This window comes from Streptomyces sp. 1-11 (genome assembly GCF_007176755.1).
Lineage (GTDB): Bacteria > Actinomycetota > Actinomycetes > Streptomycetales > Streptomycetaceae > Streptomyces.
Map to the genome: position 1 here is coordinate 261,720 of NZ_BJTV01000009.1, position 14,861 is coordinate 276,580.

The following is a 14,861-nucleotide window of genomic DNA, read 5'->3' on the forward strand; positions in this document are numbered from 1 at the left end:
TGGCGGCTCAGGCGAGGGCGAGGAGGCCGACGGCGACGGCGGCGGTGCCCAGGCCGACGAGCTGGCCGCGGTGGATGCGTTCGGCGAGCACGCCGCGGGCGAGCAGGACCGTGCCGGCCGGGTACAGCGCGGTCGTCACGGCCACCACCGTGAGGTCCCCGCTGCGGGCGGCGAGCAGGAACAGCAGGTTCGCCACCGAGTCGAGGGCGCCGGCGGCCGCGGAGATCGCGTACGCGGGCCGCTCCGCCCCGAGCCCGCGGCGCAGCATCCCGGCCGCGGCCAGCGTGACCGCCGAGGACACGGCCCGGCCCATGATCAGCGGAGCCACGCCGCTGTCCGCGGGAGCCTGGTGCAGGCAGACCAGCTGGAGCGCGATGGCGGCGCCCGCCCCGAGGGCCAGCACCAGCGCCGTCCGGGAGACCCGCGCCGAGCGGGCACCGTGCCCCGCGCTGACCAGCACGACCGCGACGAGCGCGAGCGGCAGGCCGATCAGCCCGGCGGGCGTCAGGCGTTCGCCCTGGCACAGGCCCACGCCGACCGGCAGCGCGGCGGACACCAGCGCGGTCACCGGTGACAGCACATTCATCGGCCCGATCGCCAGCGTCCGGTACAGCAGCGCGAACGCGGCGGCCGAGGCGACCCCGGACGCGGCGCCCCAGAGGAGGGCGCCGGTGGTGAACGAGGCGCCGAGGACCGGCCACAGCAGCAGCTCCACCGCGAGGGAGGCCGGAGCGGCGACCATCACGGTGCGCAGGACGTGGGCCCTGCGGGCGCCGAGACCGCCGAGGAAGTCGGCGCACCCGTAGGCGAGGGAGCTGCCCAGGGCAAGCAGCAGAGCGATCACGGTGCATCCCTTACTATCAGTGGAACGACTGAACCGTACAACGAACCGACCGGGTTGTGTCAATCAAACGACCGGACGGTACATTGCAGTGGTCCAAGGATGGTGATCGGATGGCAGAGACCGAGGCGGCCCTGCGTGCGCTGGCGCACAACGTCCGCGCGGCCCGCACCCGCGCGGGTCTGTCGCTGGACGAGCTGAGCAGGCGCGCCCAGGTGAGCAAGGGCGCCCTGGTCGCGCTGGAGAAGGCCCAGGGCAACCCGAACTTCGCCACCCTGGTGCGGCTGGCCGACACCCTCGGCGTCTCCGTCTCCGCGCTGCTGGAGGGCCGGGCGGAGGGCCGCGTGCGCGTCGTGTCCGAGGACGCCCTCGCCCCGTTGTGGAACGGACCGCGGGGCAGCGAGGCCCGGCTCATGCTGACCACCTCGGGCCCCGCCCCGGTCGAGGTCTGGCGCTGGAGCCTGGAGCCCGGCGAGGAGTACCCCAGCCACCCGCACCAGGCCGGCGTCGTGGAGACCGTCAGCGTCACCTCGGGGCGGATGACCCTGATCGTCGACGGCACCGAACACCCCGTGGAAGCCGGTGAGACCGCCACCTTCGACGGGGACACCGCCCACACCTACCGCGGCTCGGGAACCGGGACCTGCCGTCTGATCATGACCGTCCACCTTCCGCCCGGCCCGGGCCCGGCGGCCTGACCCGCGCGGCCGTGCGCTCCGGGCGCGGCGCTCACCGGTCGTGCGAGTTCGAGCCCCCGCTGGTGGTCCGCATGCCGGAGCGGCTGCCGTGCCAGTCCAGCACCAGGGCGGTGGCGTCGTCCGCCAGCGTCCCCCCGCTCGCGTCGAGGGCGGCCGTGGTCAGGGCCCGCACCACCTCGCGGGGGTGCTCGCCGCTGGTGTCCCGGATAAGGGCGGGCAGGTCGACCGCGGCCGCCTGGCGCTCCTGCATGCCGTCGGTGACCAGCACCAGGCGATCGCCCGGCTCGAGGCGGAACCGCTGCACCTCGTATCCGGCCGGCGAGGGCACCCCGAACGGCAGGTTGATCCGCACGGTCAGTTCCTCGACCCGTCCGTCGCGCAGCCGCAGCGGCCAGGGGTGGCCCGCGTTGACCAGCTCGCAGCACCCGGATTCCAGCTCGACGCGGATCAGCTGGCCGGTGGTCATGCCGCGCGCGTGTGCGACCAGGGCACGGTCCGCGGCGCGCGCCTGGTCGAGCAGGCCGAGGCCTGCGCGGCGGGCCCCGCGCAGGGCGTTCACGGTCAGCGTGGCCAGCAGCGCCGAGTCGGTGTCGTGCCCCATCGCGTCCGTGATCGACAGATGCAGTACGTCCTGGTCGAGGGCGTAGTCGTAGGTGTCGCCGCCTATGTCGTCCGCCGGGGCCAGACCGCCCGCGAGGGTGAACTGGGCCGCCTCGCAGCAGGCCGCCGACGGCAGGAGCTGGTGCTGGATCTCCGCTGCCAGGCTCACCGCGGTCGTGCGCCGCCCCGCGTGGTAGAGGTCGGTGAAGCGACGGTCGGTCACCACTATGTACGCGAGCGCGTGCGCGGCCCTTGCCACCGAGTCCCGGACCGAGTCGTCGATGCACGGGACCACCATCTCCAGCACGCCGATGCAGTCACCGCGGTTCGTCACCGGCGCCACCAGCCGGTAGCCGGCCCCCCCGTCTTCCTCCTCGTGCATCCGCTGGGAGCGCAGCACCCGGTCGTAGACGCTGCCCGCGAGCTGAACCCGCTCCGGCTTGCCGGGGGCCTCGTCGGCCGTACCGGCCCGAGGCAGCCGGACGGCCTCCTGGCCGAGCACGTCGACGAGGAGGAAGGACACCTCCGCCGCCGAGAAGCGCTTCTGCAGGTTCCGCGCCACCACGTCCACCGACTCGACCGGCGCGGCGTCCTCCGCCGCCCCGAGCACCTCGTCGAGGCCCAACCCGTCATCGCCGGCCACACGTACCTCCCTGGTCCTGCCCTTCCGCGTGCCCCGAAAGCACGGCCCGGATGCGCGGCCCCGCGCGAGCGGCACCGGCCCGCGCCCGGCACCCGGACCCGGGCCGGCCGGGTCAGGCCCGCAGCGCGGCGAGCGCGGCGGCGAGCCGCTCGGACACCTCGGGCGGGGTGGAGGCGTGCGGGGACAGCCGGAGCGAGTCCTCGCGCACCGTCAGCGCGATGCCCTCGGCGTGCAGCAGTTTCGCGACGTGGGACGGATCGTGGCCCGGCACGGCGAAGGAGAGGATGCCCGCGCGGCGGGCCGGGTCGGCGGGGGACAGCACCCGGCCCCGGTGCCGGTGGACCACCTCGGTGAGTTCGGCGATCCGCGCGGCGACGGCCGCCTCGACGGCCGCGACGGTGTGCCGCTCCACGAGGTCCAGCGCGGCGGCGAACGAGGCGGCCGCCACCGGACTGAGATTGGTGATGGACCACCGCCGCGCACCGGCGGCGGGCGGGTGCTCCGCGCCGTCGAACACTCCGGCGTCCCGCACCCCCGTCCAGCCGGTCAGCACCGGCTCCAGCGTCTCCAGAGCCCGGTCCGACAGGGTCGCGAAGCCCGTGGCCCAGCCGGCGCGCAGCCACTTCTGGCCGCCCGCGACCACCACGTCCGCCGCCTCCCACGGCATCTCGGCCACGCCGAACGCCTGGATGGCGTCCACGACGAGCAGCCGGCCGGGCCCGATCGCCTCGCGCAGCGCCGCCAGATCGGTGCGGAAGCCGGTGCGGAAGTCGACGGCGCTGACGGACACCGCCACCACGTCGTCGGTGAGGGCGGCGCGGACCAGGTCCGCGGTGACCCCTTCGCCGGGCCCCGGGTCCAGCCAGCGAGGCGTGGCCCGGCCCAGTTCCCCGGCGCGCCGCCACGGATAGTGGTTCGCGGGGAAGTCGCTGCGCGGCGCGAGGACCACGCCCTCCCGCACGCCCAGCGCGGCGTGGAACAGACCGGTCGAGGCGTTGGGCAGCAGCACGGTGTGCTCGGCGTCGCTGCCCGCCAGCCGGGCGGCGGCCTCGCGTGCCGTCACCTCCGCGCGCATCAGGTCGTCCACGGTGGTGTGGTCCGCGTGCGCGGCTGCTTCCATCGCGCGGGTGGTGGCGGCCACGGCGTCGCGTGAGGGCGGGCCGAACCGGGCGAAGTCCAGGTACCCGGCAGGGGTGTCGAAACGGTCGGCGTAGGAGGTGAGCACGCGGCTCGTCCTTTCACGGCGGGACGGACGGGGCGGGGCGGCGGGCGCCCCGGGCGGGCAGCGCCGCCGGCCGGCCGGTGACCCGGTGTTCCTCGCCGTTGCGTGTGCGCGTCCCGCTCGTCCGCACGCTACGCGTCACGTGCCGCGCGAGCGGCCCCGGGGTGCGCGTGCCCGGCGCCGCCGCGCCGGACCCGCTACGCGACCGGCGGTGTGCGCAGGGCGAGGAGGGCGACGTCGTCGAGGCCGGGCGGCCGGACGCGCTGCAGGAGCTGATCGGTGAAGGAGGTCAGCGGGCGGTGGGCCAGGGCCGCCGCGTGCTGGCGCAGCTCGGCCAGCCCCTCGTCGAGGGTGCGGCCGGGCGCCTCGATGAGGCCGTCCGTGTAGAGCAGGAGCGTGCTGTCCGGCGGCAGCGTCGTCGTGGCGTCGGGCCGGGTGACGCGGGTACCGGTGCCGAGCAGCAGGCCGTGCCCGTCGGTGAGGTACTCGGTCAGGCCGTCGTGGGTGATGAGCAGCGGCGGGGGATGGCCGGCGTTGGTCCAGGAGAGCTGCCAGAGGCCGTCGTCGGTGCGGGTCAGCCGGGCGAAGACGAGGGTGGCCATCGCCACGTCGGTGATCGGCATGATCGCCTCGTCGAGCCGGTCGACGATCCTGCTGGGCGGCTTCTGCTGGGACCAGGCGTAGGCGCGGAGCATGTTCCGCAACTGCGCCATCCCGGCGGCGGCCTCCAGGTCATGGCCCACGACGTCGCCGACGGCCAGTGCGGTGGCGCCGTCGGAGAGGGTGAAGGCGTCGTACCAGTCGCCGCCCACCTGCGAGGCGTCGGGGGCGGGCAGGTAGCGCACCGTCAGCTGCAGCCCGGGCACGCGCGGCATCTGCGGCAGCAGGTGGTTCTGCATGGTCTCGGCCACCGCCCGCTGGCGCTGGTAGAGGCGCGCGTTGTCCAGGGCAAGACCGGCACGGCGGGCTATGTCCTCCAGCAAGGTGAGGTCGGCGACGGTGAAGTCGTCCGGCTGCCCGGCGCGGCCCAGCGTCAGCGCGCCCAGCACGGCCCGGGTGCTGCGGATGGGCGCGATGGCGGCGGAACGGATGCCGGTCGCGTCGAACAGGCGGCGCTGCTCGACCGCGATGCCGGAGTCCGGGGCGCCGCGGTAGGTCTCCGGACCCGTGAGCGTGGAGGCGACGCCCCGCAGGGCCCGGGACAGCGGCATCGGTGACGTCTCCGGCACCGGCGGCATCGGCCCCTGGAGGTTCTCGTGATGGACCAGTGTGCTGCCGTCGGCCTGGACCACGGCGGCCCGCCACACCTCGTCGCGCTCGGTGATCAGGTCGATGACGGCCCAGTCCGCCAGCCGGGGCAGGACCAGGTCCACCAGCCGGCGCAGCGCCTCGTCGACGTCGAGGGTCGAGGTCAGTCGCGTGGTGGTCTCGGCGAGCAGGGCCAGTCGTTCCAGATCGGTGAGCGTCTCCGTCGCCTCGTCGGGGTGCGGGCCGGACCGCGGTGGCTCCGTCAGGGGGTGGAAGACCACGAGCGTGCCGCTCTCCTCGGCGCCGATGTCGTAGGGGGCGAGCATCCAGGAGATGGGCAGCAGGGAGCCGTCGGCGTGCGCGAAGTAGTCGATGTTGCCGTGCGCCGGGTGCCCGGAGTGGAACGCCTTGCGCATGCCGCACTGCGTGGCGGGCAGCCGCTGTCCCCGTGACCCGCGGTGCAGCAGGTCATGGGCGTCCTGGCCGATCATGTCCTCGGGTCTGCGGCCCAGCAGGCGCCAGCCGGGCGTGTTGACGGCGACGATGTGGCCCTGCTCGTCGACGGCGTAGGCGCCGGCGCCGATGGCCTCCAGCGCGCGGGTCAGCCGGGGCGAGGGCGCTGCCCGGATCCGCTCGTCGCGCGTCTCCGTGCTCTCCGGCCGCCCCATGTCCTCGCCTCCCGCTCATCTGTTCCGGCTCCGCGCCGCCGCTCGACGCGCCGTGCGAGGCCCTTGCCTGTCCCTTGTACCCCGTCTGCCCCACTGAAGGGGAGAAACCACGGCCCGGCCCCCCGGCCCGCCCATCGGTCAGGGGTGTTCGCAGAGCTGGAGAACACCGGCGACGGAGAAGCACAGGGCGCCCGTGAGCGTGCCCCAGTTCGCGATGCCGGTGCTGACGAGGTCGCCGGTGACGGGGCGGTCGAAGGCGGCGACGGCAGAGACCATGAACAGGGCGGAGCCGAGCTGGTTCACCGCGACGATCCACCAGCCGGGACTGCGCGGGCGGGCGCAGGGGCGGCCGCCGTGACAGATCTCGGCGAATCCCAGGTGCCCGGAGATCAGGAAGAGCACGCAGCCGATCACGTCGGGCACCCAGATCAAGCGGTTGGTCTGCTGGATGCTCAGGCCCCGCAGGAACGAGTCGATCAGGTTGACGGCGAACACCAGGGTGCCGGCGAGGAGCACGAACGCGCTCAGCCAGTCCAGCCGCATCGGCTCGTAGCTCCACCAGCGCCAGCGGCGCGTGATCAGCCGGCCCCCGGCGTGGAGCGGAGCGTTGATCACCTGGAGCAGTGACACGTAGCCGCCGGTGTTGAAGAACAGACCGCCGGCGAAGTAGACGGCGGCGCACCGCAAGGCGTCACCTGAGCCGAACTGGGCGATGCCCGCGCCCACCGAGAAGAGGGCTCCGCCGATGACGAAGGCGGACGCCGCGATGACGTTGAGCCTGCGCAGCCGGCCGACGGACACCGCGTCCGCGCGGGCGTGACGGCTGTGTGCGGCGCCGGGCGGACGGACGACGACCGTGCCGCGCCGCCGGGCGTCTCGTGACTCCCACACCACGGTCCCACCGCCGGGAGGGTGTGACGTCAGCCTGGTGACGAACGGCCCCGCGCCCTCGGCCTGCTGCTCCGGCTGCCCCACGCGTCGAGGTTAGACGGCGGGCGGCCCCGCGATCGCTGCGAAACGCCGCCCCGCCCAGGGCGTGGGCCAGCCGGCCGGGCACTCGTCGTGTACGGGCGGCCCAGGGTCTGGGCCGGTCGCGCGTGTGGCGGAGAGGGCAGGATTCGAACCTGCGTGGGCCCGTGCAGGGGCCCGACCGTGAGCGTGCTCGCTGGTCCCCGATAAACCACTCCGGGCACCTCTCCTCGTTCCCGGCCCGGCGTTTTCCCGGCCCGTTCACGTGAACGAGACTGGCAGGCCCCCCTGACGTGCCGCTGATGGGGCGCTGACGCGCGGCGGGCGGGAGCGCGGCGGCCCCGGGCGCGAGCCGGCCGGCTCGTCCCCCTCCCGAGCCGGCCGGCTCGCCCCTCCCGGTCGTGACCGGCCCACCCCGGCGCGGGCCAGAAACTCGGTGGCGGACCCGGGCGGCCGTTGGCCACCATGCCACGCATGAGCGATCAACCCGCGCGCTGGACACAGGCGACCGTCTACCCCGACATGTGGTCGGACCCGGACGACGACCCGCGCAACAACGAGAACAGTCCGGAGGGCGAACTGGCCACGCTCACCGACTTCCTGGCGAACTACCGCCTGACCCTGCGGATGAAGTGCGAGGGGCTGGACGCGGAACAACTGGCCCGCAGGTCCGTCCCGCCGTCGACGATGTCGCTGCTCGGGCTGCTCCGGCACCTCGCCGAGGTGGAGAGGGACTGGCGCAACTGGCTCGGCGACGGCGAACCGCTGCCGAAGCTGTACGGGGCGCGGGACGCCGACTTCCTGGAAGCCGTCGCGGAGCAGTCCGTGGTCGACGCGGCCCTCGCCGATCTGGAGCGTGAGCAGGCCGCCACCGACGCCGCGCTCGCCGCGTACCGGGATCTGGGCGAGCGCGTCGGGAAGGACGGCATCGCCGTGCGGGAGCTGCTGGTGCACAGGATCGACGAGTACGCCCGCCACTGCGGCCACGCCGACCTGCTGCGCGAGTGCGTGGACGGAAGAGTCGGCCAGTGACCGGCCCGGGACCGGTCCCGGCGGACCGGTCCCGGGGCGCGAAATCGCGCGAAAGGACGTGACGCGGCCCATAGGAGCCATGTCACGTCCTAAGCGAGGTCGTAGGAGCGGTCCGCGGCGACGGGGGCGATCAGGCGGCGAGAAGTCCGATATGAGGCATGTCTACTCTCCTGGGTAGTAGGTCACACTCTTGCGCGGTATCGGCGGGCCTGCCAAACATGTTGCTCGTTGCCGCCCCGCACACCGCGGGGCGACCGGGCGTCCATCGCCGGGTGTGCCCGCCGCCTCGTGCGGCACGGGTCCCGCCCCGGAGCCCTGCAGCGCGACCGGCACCCGGCCGGCGCTACCCGCAGACACCCAGGAGTCCCTCACCTATGACCGCGATCACCGCCAACCGCCGCCTTGCCCGCCTGCGCACCCTCGCTCTGACCGGCATCGCCACGACTGGCGCCGCGACCGTGGCCCTCACCCTGATGCCGGCTTCCGCGCAGGCCGCCGAGGCCCGGCAGACCGCCCACACCGTCACCGCCCCCGCGCGCGACGGCAGCACCGCCCCCAAGAGCGGCACCGGCAGCGTTTCCGGGAACCTCGACGGCTGGATCAAGCAGTCGCTGGCCATCATGAAGGAGAAGGGCATCCCGGGCAGCTACGAAGGCCTGCACCGCAACATCATGCGCGAGTCCGGCGGCAACCCCAACGCCCAGAACAACTGGGACGTCAACGCGCAGAACGGGATCCCGTCCAAGGGCCTGCTGCAGGTGATCGACCCCACCTTCAAGGCCTACCACGTCCCCGGCACCGCCAACAGCGTCACCGACCCGGTCGCCAACATCACCGCGGCCGCCAACTACGCGGCGCACCGCTACGGTTCCATCGACAACGTCAACTCCGCGTACTGAGAACCCGGCCGGACGCCCAACCACCCGGAACCGACGGCGCGTCCAGGTGGTCCTCCCGGCACCGACCTGCACGGCAGGCCGGCCCGGTGAGTCGCCGAGGGCCGCTCATGGTGCGGTGAACAGGGCCGGGAAACGCGGGCCGAGCCAGGGGCGGGGACCCCAGGCGAGGACCTGCCCCCGGGCGATCGCCCGCCAGGGATCGAGCCGGCCCAGGGCGATGAGCAGGAAGGCCACGGGGCCGAGCAGGATGGTGCAGTCCGCGCGCCGCTGCGGCGGCCCGGGCGTCACCCGCACCTCACCGCCGTCGAGCGACACCGCGAACTCCGCGCCCCCGCGCAGCCGGATGCGGTAACGGGCCCTGAGCCGGGCCGTGGCCACGGGGTCGGCCACACGCGGCATGACCGACAGCATGAACGGCATGCACAGGCTGACCCGGGCCGGGTCGACCATGTGCGGGCGTCGCATCGCGCGAGCCAGGTCGTATCCGTGGCCGAGCATGTGCGTGAGCAGGTACGAGGCGAGAACGGACCGGTCCATCACGCCCAACGGCGTGGCCGGCGCCGGACCGTCGGCCGCGGTGCGCGACAGGGCGTCGAGGAACGCCCCGGCCTGCTCCGTGATCATCGTCGCGAGCGGCCCCGCCCGGCGTTCCGTGAAGGCGGCGAGGGACTGCGCGTTCGCCGCCGCGAGACTTCGCGGTGTTCCGTCGCCATAGGGACGCTCCCGCCCGGCGGCCAAGTCGGCCATCAGCTCGTTCGCCATGGCGAGGTGTGCGGCAACCTCACCGACGGTCCACTCCGACCCCGGCACGGACAGTGCCGTGTCGCCCGCGCTCCGCACCAGCGCGGCTATCTCCTCGGCGGTGCCGCGGATCGCCTGCCCCAGCCCCTCGGGCAGCTCCCACGAGCCGTCCCGCCGTACCGTCGTGCCCACGTCACCAGCTCCGTTTCCCGCCCGCCGGACGCGTCCGACGTGCCGGCGGCGCTGGTACCCAACCAGACGCGACGGCGCATCACAAGCCCCGCCGCCCGCGGAGGGCCGTGACGGAAGCCGGGGGCTGCCGGCGGGACCCCCGTCAGTCCTTCCGCGCCTTTCCCGGCGTCCGGCCGGCGGGTACGGAACAGGCGGCCGTACTGCCCGGCAGCCGGTGGCGGTTGCGGGCGACGGCGCGGTAGACGCCGTGGGCGAGCAGACGCACCGGCGCGAGCTGCAGCACCGCTCCGGCGACGGCCCAGCCGCCGCGTGCGCTCGACAGCAGTTTCGCCACCGCCTGCGCGCCGCCGTACACGGTTCCGTCGGGCGTGACCCACAGCGCCTCGTACTCGGCCCGTTCCTCGGTGACGCCCAGAGTCTCCAGTTCGGCCCACTGGCGGGCCGTGATGTCGCAAGGGGGCCTGATCCACCGTCGTACGAGGTTCACCGAGGCCGTGCAGAAGCCGCAGTCGCCGTCGTACACCAGCACGGGTCGCGTTCGCATACCTCCATGATGCGTCGGCCGGTGCGTGCGCCGCGGGCGCGGGGCCGGCCGCCCCGCGCCCGCGTGCCCCGTCGAACGGGCCGTCGGCTCAGGCGGCCAGGGACTGGGACGTCCGCGTGGCCGTACGCCGGTTCGCGCAGAGCTGTGCCAGGAGGGCGTCGGCGGCGGCGAGGGCCTCGTCGATCGTCTGGGTGCCGGTCATGACGCAGAGCGTGTAGGAAGTGTCCTCCAGCTCTCTGCTCGAGCGGCCGGTGGGCCGCAGGTCATGGCGGAAGCGGGCATCGGCGAATCGAGCCAGCACCGAACGCAGTTCCTTCTCCGCAGGCAGCAGCACAGCGACAACCTCTCTCGAAGACGGGCCGTCACCCGGGGGCCCGTGACATCCGTGACTCGTGTGCCCCCGAAGGATCACGGTATGCACCACCGCCGTCGCACGCCGCCGACGACGCCCCCGTGTCACTCGTGGCCGGCCGCGCCCGGAGTCCCTTCCCAGAACGCGCGCAGTTCGGCGACGAGCGCCTCGGGAGCGTCCTCGGCGATGTGGTGTCCGGAGTCGACCGGGCCGCCCACCAGCCGGTCGCCCGCCCAGTCGCGCCAGACGCCGAGCACGTCCCCGTAGAGGCCGGCCATGTCGTCACGGGTGGCCCACAGCACCTGCAGCGGGCAGCCGATACGCCGGCCGGCCCGCCGGTCGGCCTCGTCGTGCTCCCGGTCGACCCCGAGACCGGCGCGGTAGTCCTCGCACATGGCGTGCACGGTGGCCGGGTCGTGGATCGCCCGCCTGAAGTCCTCGTACGCCTCCGCGCCCATCTGCTCGGCACCGGCCTTGTACCAGGCGTCGGGGTCGGCGTTGATGACGCGTTCCGCGGGTTTGTCCGTCTGTCCGAGGAAGAACCAGTGCCACCAGCTCGCCGCGAACCCGGCGTCACAGCGCGCGAGCGCCTCCGCGATGGGGACGGCGTCCAGCACGCTGAGGGCGGACACGGCCTCGGGGTGGTCCAGGGCCAGGCGTGTGGCCACGTACGCGCCCCGGTCGTGTCCCACCACCGCGAACCGCTCGTGTCCGAGCCGGCGCATGACCGCGAGGCAGTCGCCGGCCATGGCGCGCTTGGCGTAGGGGCGGTGCTCCGGGTCGGTCGCGGGCTTGTCGGACTGGCCGTAGCCGCGCAGGTCGGGGCAGACGACGGTGTAGCCGGCCGAAGCGAGCAGCGGGGCGACCCGGTGCCAGGTGGCGTGCGTGCGCGGGTGCCCGTGCAGGAGCAGGACGCCGGGGCCCTCGCCGCCGTGACGCACGCGCAGTCGCGCGCCGTCGCCCTCGCAGCGCGTCGTCTCGAAGCCTTCGAACACGCAACCTCCCAGGGTCGGTTACGAGGCGACTGCCCCGGGGCCGCGCGATCACGCCGGCCGGCGCAGCCGCGCGGGGCGGAGCCGAGCGCGGGCCGCCCGTTCCGTCGTACGGGTGGGGCGGCGGCCGATGAGTTCTCGCCCGGCCGGCGGTCGTACATCCTGAATGGTGCGTCTCGGCCGCGAGCGCGGCCGCGGCCTGCACGGACCGCCCGTCAGAACCCGGACACAACACACCGAGGACCCAGGATGCGCACTCTGATCAGCACCGCCTTCGTCTCGCTCGACGGCGTCGTGGAGGCCCCGGGCGGCGAGCCCGGTTACCGGAACTCCGGCTGGACCTTCAAGCACGCCGAGTTCCTCCCGGAGGCCTTCGAGATCAAGGGGCGGGAGCAGAAGGAAGCCACCGCGATGCTGATGGGCCGGCTGAGCTACGAGGCGTTCAGCCCCGTGTGGCCGGACATGACGGAATTCGCCGACTACAAGGTCATGCCGAAGTTCGTCGTCTCCACCACCCTCACCGAGGACGACCTCGTGCCCGACTGGGGCGAGACCACGATCCTGCGCTCGCTCGACGAGGTCGCCGCGCTGAAGGAGACCGAGGGCGGCCCGATCATCGTCCACGGCAGCGCCTCCCTGAACCGGTCCCTCTCCGACGCCGGCCTCATCGACCGGTACCACCTGCTGGTCTTCCCGCTCCTGCTCGGCGCGGGCAAGCGGCTGTTCAGCGACACGGACAAGGACGCCCAGAAGCTGAAGCTGGTCGAGCACGAGGCCTACGCCAACGGCCTGCAGAAGAACGTGTTCGACGTCGTCCGCTGAGCGGGCTCCCCGACCGCCCCTGCCCGTCCGGTGCCTCCCGCTCGTGTCCGTGCCGTCGTGCTCCGAGTTTTGGAACACGCTTTACGCGATACACGCAACTGTGGCCCGCTTCCTCACTGTCTGACAGGGAGTTGGGCCTGACATGGCCGAATGAAGAGAAAGTGGGGCAGTTCGTGGGACGGGGCAAGAGCGGCATAGGGATCGCAGTCGTGACGGGCGCGATGCTGTTCGCGGTGAGCGCGTGCGGAGGCACCGGCGACGACAAGGCGGGCGGCGACGACGCGAAGGCGCCCGGCGGGCACAGCGCCGGCGCCTCGCCGTCGCCGACGAAGCCCAAGGGGCCGCCGATGCTGCTGGAGACCATCACCCCGCAGACGGGGACCACGGTCGGCGTCGCCATGCCGATCTCGGTGGTCTTCACCGACCCCGTGGCCCAGAAGGCACGGGCCGGCGTGGAGAAGCACATGAAGGTGAGCGCCTCGCAGCCGGTGGCCGGCGCCTGGCACTGGTTCGGCGACAAGCGTGCCGACTGGCGTCCGAAGACGTACTGGCCGGCAGGTACGAAGGTGAAGATCGAGGCCGACATGCAGGGCGTGAGCAACGGCAACGGCCGCTACGGCGTGCACGGTTACACGCACAGCTTCACGGTCGGCGACGACGTGCGCGCGGATGTGTCGGTGACCGGCCACACCATGAAGGTGACCAGGAACGGCAAGCTGGTGCGCACCCTGGCGATCAACGCGGGCAGTTCCCAGTACCCGACGTGGAACGGCACGATGGCCGTCATCGACAAGCAGGAGAAGGTCCACATGACCTCCTGCAGCGTCGGCATCAGCTGCGACAAGGGCAGCTCCGACTACTACGACCTGACCCTGCCCTGGGACGTCCACCTCACCCAGTCCGGCACCTACGTGCACTACTCGACCGGTGACCCCAACCCGGGCAGCGGCAGCGCCCGCGGCTCGCACGGCTGCGTCCACCTGTCCATGTCGGACGCCAAGTGGTTCTACGGCCAGGTCAAGCAGGGCGATCCCGTCACCATCACGGGCTCGTCCCGCGCCAAGGCCCCGGCCGACAACGGGTACGCCGACTTCAACCTGGGCTGGGACGAGTGGCTCGCGGCGAGCGGATCCGGGGAGGGGACCACCGCGGCACTGTGACCCGCCGCGGTTCTCCTTCACCATATGACGAGATCGGCTCCCTCCGTTCACGGGAGGGAGCCGATCTCGTCATATGGCGGCCGTGCGGCGTCACGCGTGGCGGTGCGAGCGCCGGTTGCCGGTGACGAGTCGGTAGAGCACCAGCAGGATGAGGGAGCCGACGATCGCCGCGATCCAGGTGGAGAGGTCGAAGAAGCCGTCGATGGAGTCGACTCCGAAGATGACCTTGCCGAGCCAGCCCCCGAGCAGACCGCCGACGATGCCGATGAGCATGGTGACGATGATGCCGCCCGGGTCCTTGCCCGGCATGATGGCCTTGGCGATGGCGCCGGCGAGCAGGCCGATGATGATCCACGCGAGGATGCCCATGTGTGTGTCTCCGCTTCGTCGTGTAAAGACTGTGTTAGTTCATCGTGTGCACCGTCTCGGCCCGAACAAACGTCCTCTCTTCCAAGCTTGTTCTGGGAGCCCGTCCGGGGCCGGTCGGGATGACCCGCTCTCGGCCGGGGGCGGCCCCCCGGCGCGGAGGGAACCGGCCGCCGTCGTCCGGCGCCTGTCCGAGCGGACGCGGATGTGACACCCTGCAGGGAGAACCAGCCTGGTCTGGTGGGAGACCCCGCGCCGCCGTGCGGTGACCGTGCAGGTGTGGCCGATGGACGGTGCGGGTGGTCTCGCTCGGCTGTGAGCGGCCCCTGCCGCGCGCTTGACGGCCTACTTCCCGCAGTGGGAGCCGACCGTGATGGGCTTCGAACCCGAACGGTGGTTCCACCATGCCCTCATTCGACGTACGCGTCAGCAGCCGGCACGATCGCATCGTCATCACTGTCGCGGGCGAGCTGGACTTCGACACCTGCCCGCGGATCACCCAGGTCACCGACGCGGTGAGCGTCCGCGACCGCACCCTCTGCCTGGACATGGCGGGGGTGTCGTTCATGGACGCCAGCGGCCTGGCCCTGCTGCACAGCCTGCACCGGCACAGCGAGGCACAGGGCGGAGCACTGGAACTGTCCGGCCTGCAGGCCCAGCCGCGGCGCGTCCTGGAACTCGCCGGCCCCGGCGCCCGAGGCCAGGAGGCTGCCGGGGCACCGTAGTCGGGTGTGCCTTCCGTCCCGCGTCCGCTCTCGGTGTTGGGTAAGGCCCCGGCTGCCAGCAGGCACAGGACGTTGTCGGTGGCTCCGGTGACTGATGCCGCGTAGAGAGGCGTGGTGCCCTCGGCGTCGGTTGCCTCCGGGCGGGCC

16 protein-coding genes and 1 pseudogene are annotated in these 14,861 nt (G+C 73.1%); 6 read left to right on the forward strand and 11 right to left on the reverse strand.

All coding sequences use genetic code 11. The annotated features are described in order from the left end of the window. Window positions 1-7 precede the first annotated feature (7 nt). Window positions 8-844 carry an EamA family transporter gene (locus TNCT1_RS21215; RefSeq protein WP_143634486.1) on the reverse strand — a complete coding sequence of 279 codons (837 nt, stop codon included), beginning with the start codon at window positions 842-844 and terminating at the stop codon, window positions 8-10. A 110-nt stretch (window positions 845-954) separates the two neighbouring features. Between TNCT1_RS21215 and TNCT1_RS21220 the strand changes: the two genes are divergently transcribed. Next, the gene (locus tag TNCT1_RS21220; RefSeq protein WP_143634488.1) at window positions 955-1,539 is read left to right on the forward strand and encodes an XRE family transcriptional regulator; all 585 of its coding nucleotides are present in this window, start codon (window positions 955-957) and stop codon (window positions 1,537-1,539) included. Between the two features lie 31 nt (window positions 1,540-1,570). Here the strand turns inward: TNCT1_RS21220 and TNCT1_RS21225 are convergent, their stop codons facing one another. From TNCT1_RS21225 to TNCT1_RS35610, 5 genes and pseudogenes are all read right to left on the reverse strand, one after another. Then, window positions 1,571-2,782 (reverse strand): PP2C family protein-serine/threonine phosphatase, encoded by a 1,212-nt coding sequence (locus TNCT1_RS21225; protein WP_143634490.1) that lies wholly within the window; start codon window positions 2,780-2,782, stop codon window positions 1,571-1,573. Between the two features lie 112 nt (window positions 2,783-2,894). Next, window positions 2,895-4,007: an aminotransferase class V-fold PLP-dependent enzyme gene (locus tag TNCT1_RS21230; RefSeq protein WP_143634492.1), complete on the reverse strand. Its 1,113-nt coding sequence runs from the start codon at window positions 4,005-4,007 to the stop codon at window positions 2,895-2,897. A gap of 194 nt (window positions 4,008-4,201) precedes the next feature. Continuing rightward, a complete protein-coding gene (locus tag TNCT1_RS21235) occupies window positions 4,202-5,920 on the reverse strand; it encodes a SpoIIE family protein phosphatase (protein WP_143634495.1) in 1,719 nt (572 codons plus the stop codon). Window positions 5,921-6,058: 138 nt separating this feature from the next. Next, window positions 6,059-6,895 carry a hypothetical protein gene (locus TNCT1_RS21240; RefSeq protein WP_143634497.1) on the reverse strand — a complete coding sequence of 279 codons (837 nt, stop codon included), beginning with the start codon at window positions 6,893-6,895 and terminating at the stop codon, window positions 6,059-6,061. Between the two features lie 125 nt (window positions 6,896-7,020). After that, window positions 7,021-7,119 (reverse strand): annotated as a pseudogene (locus tag TNCT1_RS35610). Between the two features lie 235 nt (window positions 7,120-7,354). Between TNCT1_RS35610 and TNCT1_RS21245 the strand changes: the two are divergent. Then, the gene (locus TNCT1_RS21245; RefSeq protein ID WP_143634499.1) at window positions 7,355-7,921 is read left to right on the forward strand and encodes a DUF664 domain-containing protein; all 567 of its coding nucleotides are present in this window, start codon (window positions 7,355-7,357) and stop codon (window positions 7,919-7,921) included. Window positions 7,922-8,295: 374 nt separating this feature from the next. Beyond that, window positions 8,296-8,820, forward strand: coding sequence for a transglycosylase SLT domain-containing protein (locus TNCT1_RS21250; protein ID WP_143634501.1), 525 nt, complete (start codon window positions 8,296-8,298; stop codon window positions 8,818-8,820). Between the two features lie 105 nt (window positions 8,821-8,925). On the opposite strand, the gene TNCT1_RS21255 is transcribed toward TNCT1_RS21250, so the two are convergent. The 4 genes from TNCT1_RS21255 to TNCT1_RS21270 all read right to left on the reverse strand — a co-directional run bounded on the left by TNCT1_RS21255 (window position 8,926) and on the right by TNCT1_RS21270 (window position 11,644). Further along, window positions 8,926-9,753: a maleylpyruvate isomerase family mycothiol-dependent enzyme gene (locus TNCT1_RS21255; RefSeq protein ID WP_143634503.1), complete on the reverse strand. Its 828-nt coding sequence runs from the start codon at window positions 9,751-9,753 to the stop codon at window positions 8,926-8,928. 142 nt (window positions 9,754-9,895) lie between these two features. Beyond that, on the reverse strand, window positions 9,896-10,297 hold the full coding sequence (locus TNCT1_RS21260; RefSeq protein ID WP_143634505.1) for a thiol-disulfide oxidoreductase DCC family protein: 402 nt from the start codon (window positions 10,295-10,297) through the stop codon (window positions 9,896-9,898). Between the two features lie 88 nt (window positions 10,298-10,385). Beyond that, window positions 10,386-10,631, reverse strand: coding sequence for a DUF5133 domain-containing protein (locus TNCT1_RS21265; protein ID WP_143634507.1), 246 nt, complete (start codon window positions 10,629-10,631; stop codon window positions 10,386-10,388). A gap of 122 nt (window positions 10,632-10,753) precedes the next feature. Continuing rightward, the gene (locus tag TNCT1_RS21270) at window positions 10,754-11,644 is read right to left on the reverse strand and encodes an alpha/beta fold hydrolase (RefSeq protein WP_143634508.1); all 891 of its coding nucleotides are present in this window, start codon (window positions 11,642-11,644) and stop codon (window positions 10,754-10,756) included. A gap of 246 nt (window positions 11,645-11,890) precedes the next feature. On the opposite strand from TNCT1_RS21270, the gene TNCT1_RS21275 reads away from it, so the two are divergent. Both TNCT1_RS21275 and TNCT1_RS21280 read left to right on the forward strand, forming a co-directional pair. Then, window positions 11,891-12,463, forward strand: coding sequence for a dihydrofolate reductase family protein (locus tag TNCT1_RS21275; RefSeq protein ID WP_143634510.1), 573 nt, complete (start codon window positions 11,891-11,893; stop codon window positions 12,461-12,463). Between the two features lie 221 nt (window positions 12,464-12,684). After that, window positions 12,685-13,623 carry an Ig-like domain-containing protein gene (locus TNCT1_RS21280; protein WP_143634635.1) on the forward strand — a complete coding sequence of 313 codons (939 nt, stop codon included), beginning with the start codon at window positions 12,685-12,687 and terminating at the stop codon, window positions 13,621-13,623. Between the two features lie 90 nt (window positions 13,624-13,713). Here TNCT1_RS21280 and TNCT1_RS21285 read toward each other — a convergent pair whose 3' ends face one another. Next, window positions 13,714-13,992 (reverse strand): GlsB/YeaQ/YmgE family stress response membrane protein, encoded by a 279-nt coding sequence (locus TNCT1_RS21285; protein ID WP_143634513.1) that lies wholly within the window; start codon window positions 13,990-13,992, stop codon window positions 13,714-13,716. A 401-nt stretch (window positions 13,993-14,393) separates the two neighbouring features. On the opposite strand from TNCT1_RS21285, the gene TNCT1_RS21290 reads away from it, so the two are divergent. Further along, window positions 14,394-14,714 (forward strand): STAS domain-containing protein, encoded by a 321-nt coding sequence (locus tag TNCT1_RS21290; RefSeq protein WP_143634515.1) that lies wholly within the window; start codon window positions 14,394-14,396, stop codon window positions 14,712-14,714. The last annotated feature ends 147 nt before the right edge of the window (window positions 14,715-14,861 follow it).

Coding starts and splice junctions, on each gene's coding strand:
- TNCT1_RS21220 (WP_143634488.1), top strand. CDS start 955: ATGGCAGAGACCGAGGCGGCCCTGCGTGCGCTGGCGCACAACGTCCGC.
- TNCT1_RS21235 (WP_143634495.1), bottom strand. CDS start 5,920: ATGGGGCGGCCGGAGAGCACGGAGACGCGCGACGAGCGGATCCGGGCA.
- TNCT1_RS21245 (WP_143634499.1), top strand. CDS start 7,355: ATGCCACGCATGAGCGATCAACCCGCGCGCTGGACACAGGCGACCGTC.
- TNCT1_RS21250 (WP_143634501.1), top strand. CDS start 8,296: ATGACCGCGATCACCGCCAACCGCCGCCTTGCCCGCCTGCGCACCCTC.
- TNCT1_RS21260 (WP_143634505.1), bottom strand. CDS start 10,297: ATGCGAACGCGACCCGTGCTGGTGTACGACGGCGACTGCGGCTTCTGC.
- TNCT1_RS21275 (WP_143634510.1), top strand. CDS start 11,891: ATGCGCACTCTGATCAGCACCGCCTTCGTCTCGCTCGACGGCGTCGTG.
- TNCT1_RS21280 (WP_143634635.1), top strand. CDS start 12,685: ATGCTGTTCGCGGTGAGCGCGTGCGGAGGCACCGGCGACGACAAGGCG.
- TNCT1_RS21285 (WP_143634513.1), bottom strand. CDS start 13,992: ATGGGCATCCTCGCGTGGATCATCATCGGCCTGCTCGCCGGCGCCATC.
- TNCT1_RS21290 (WP_143634515.1), top strand. CDS start 14,394: ATGCCCTCATTCGACGTACGCGTCAGCAGCCGGCACGATCGCATCGTC.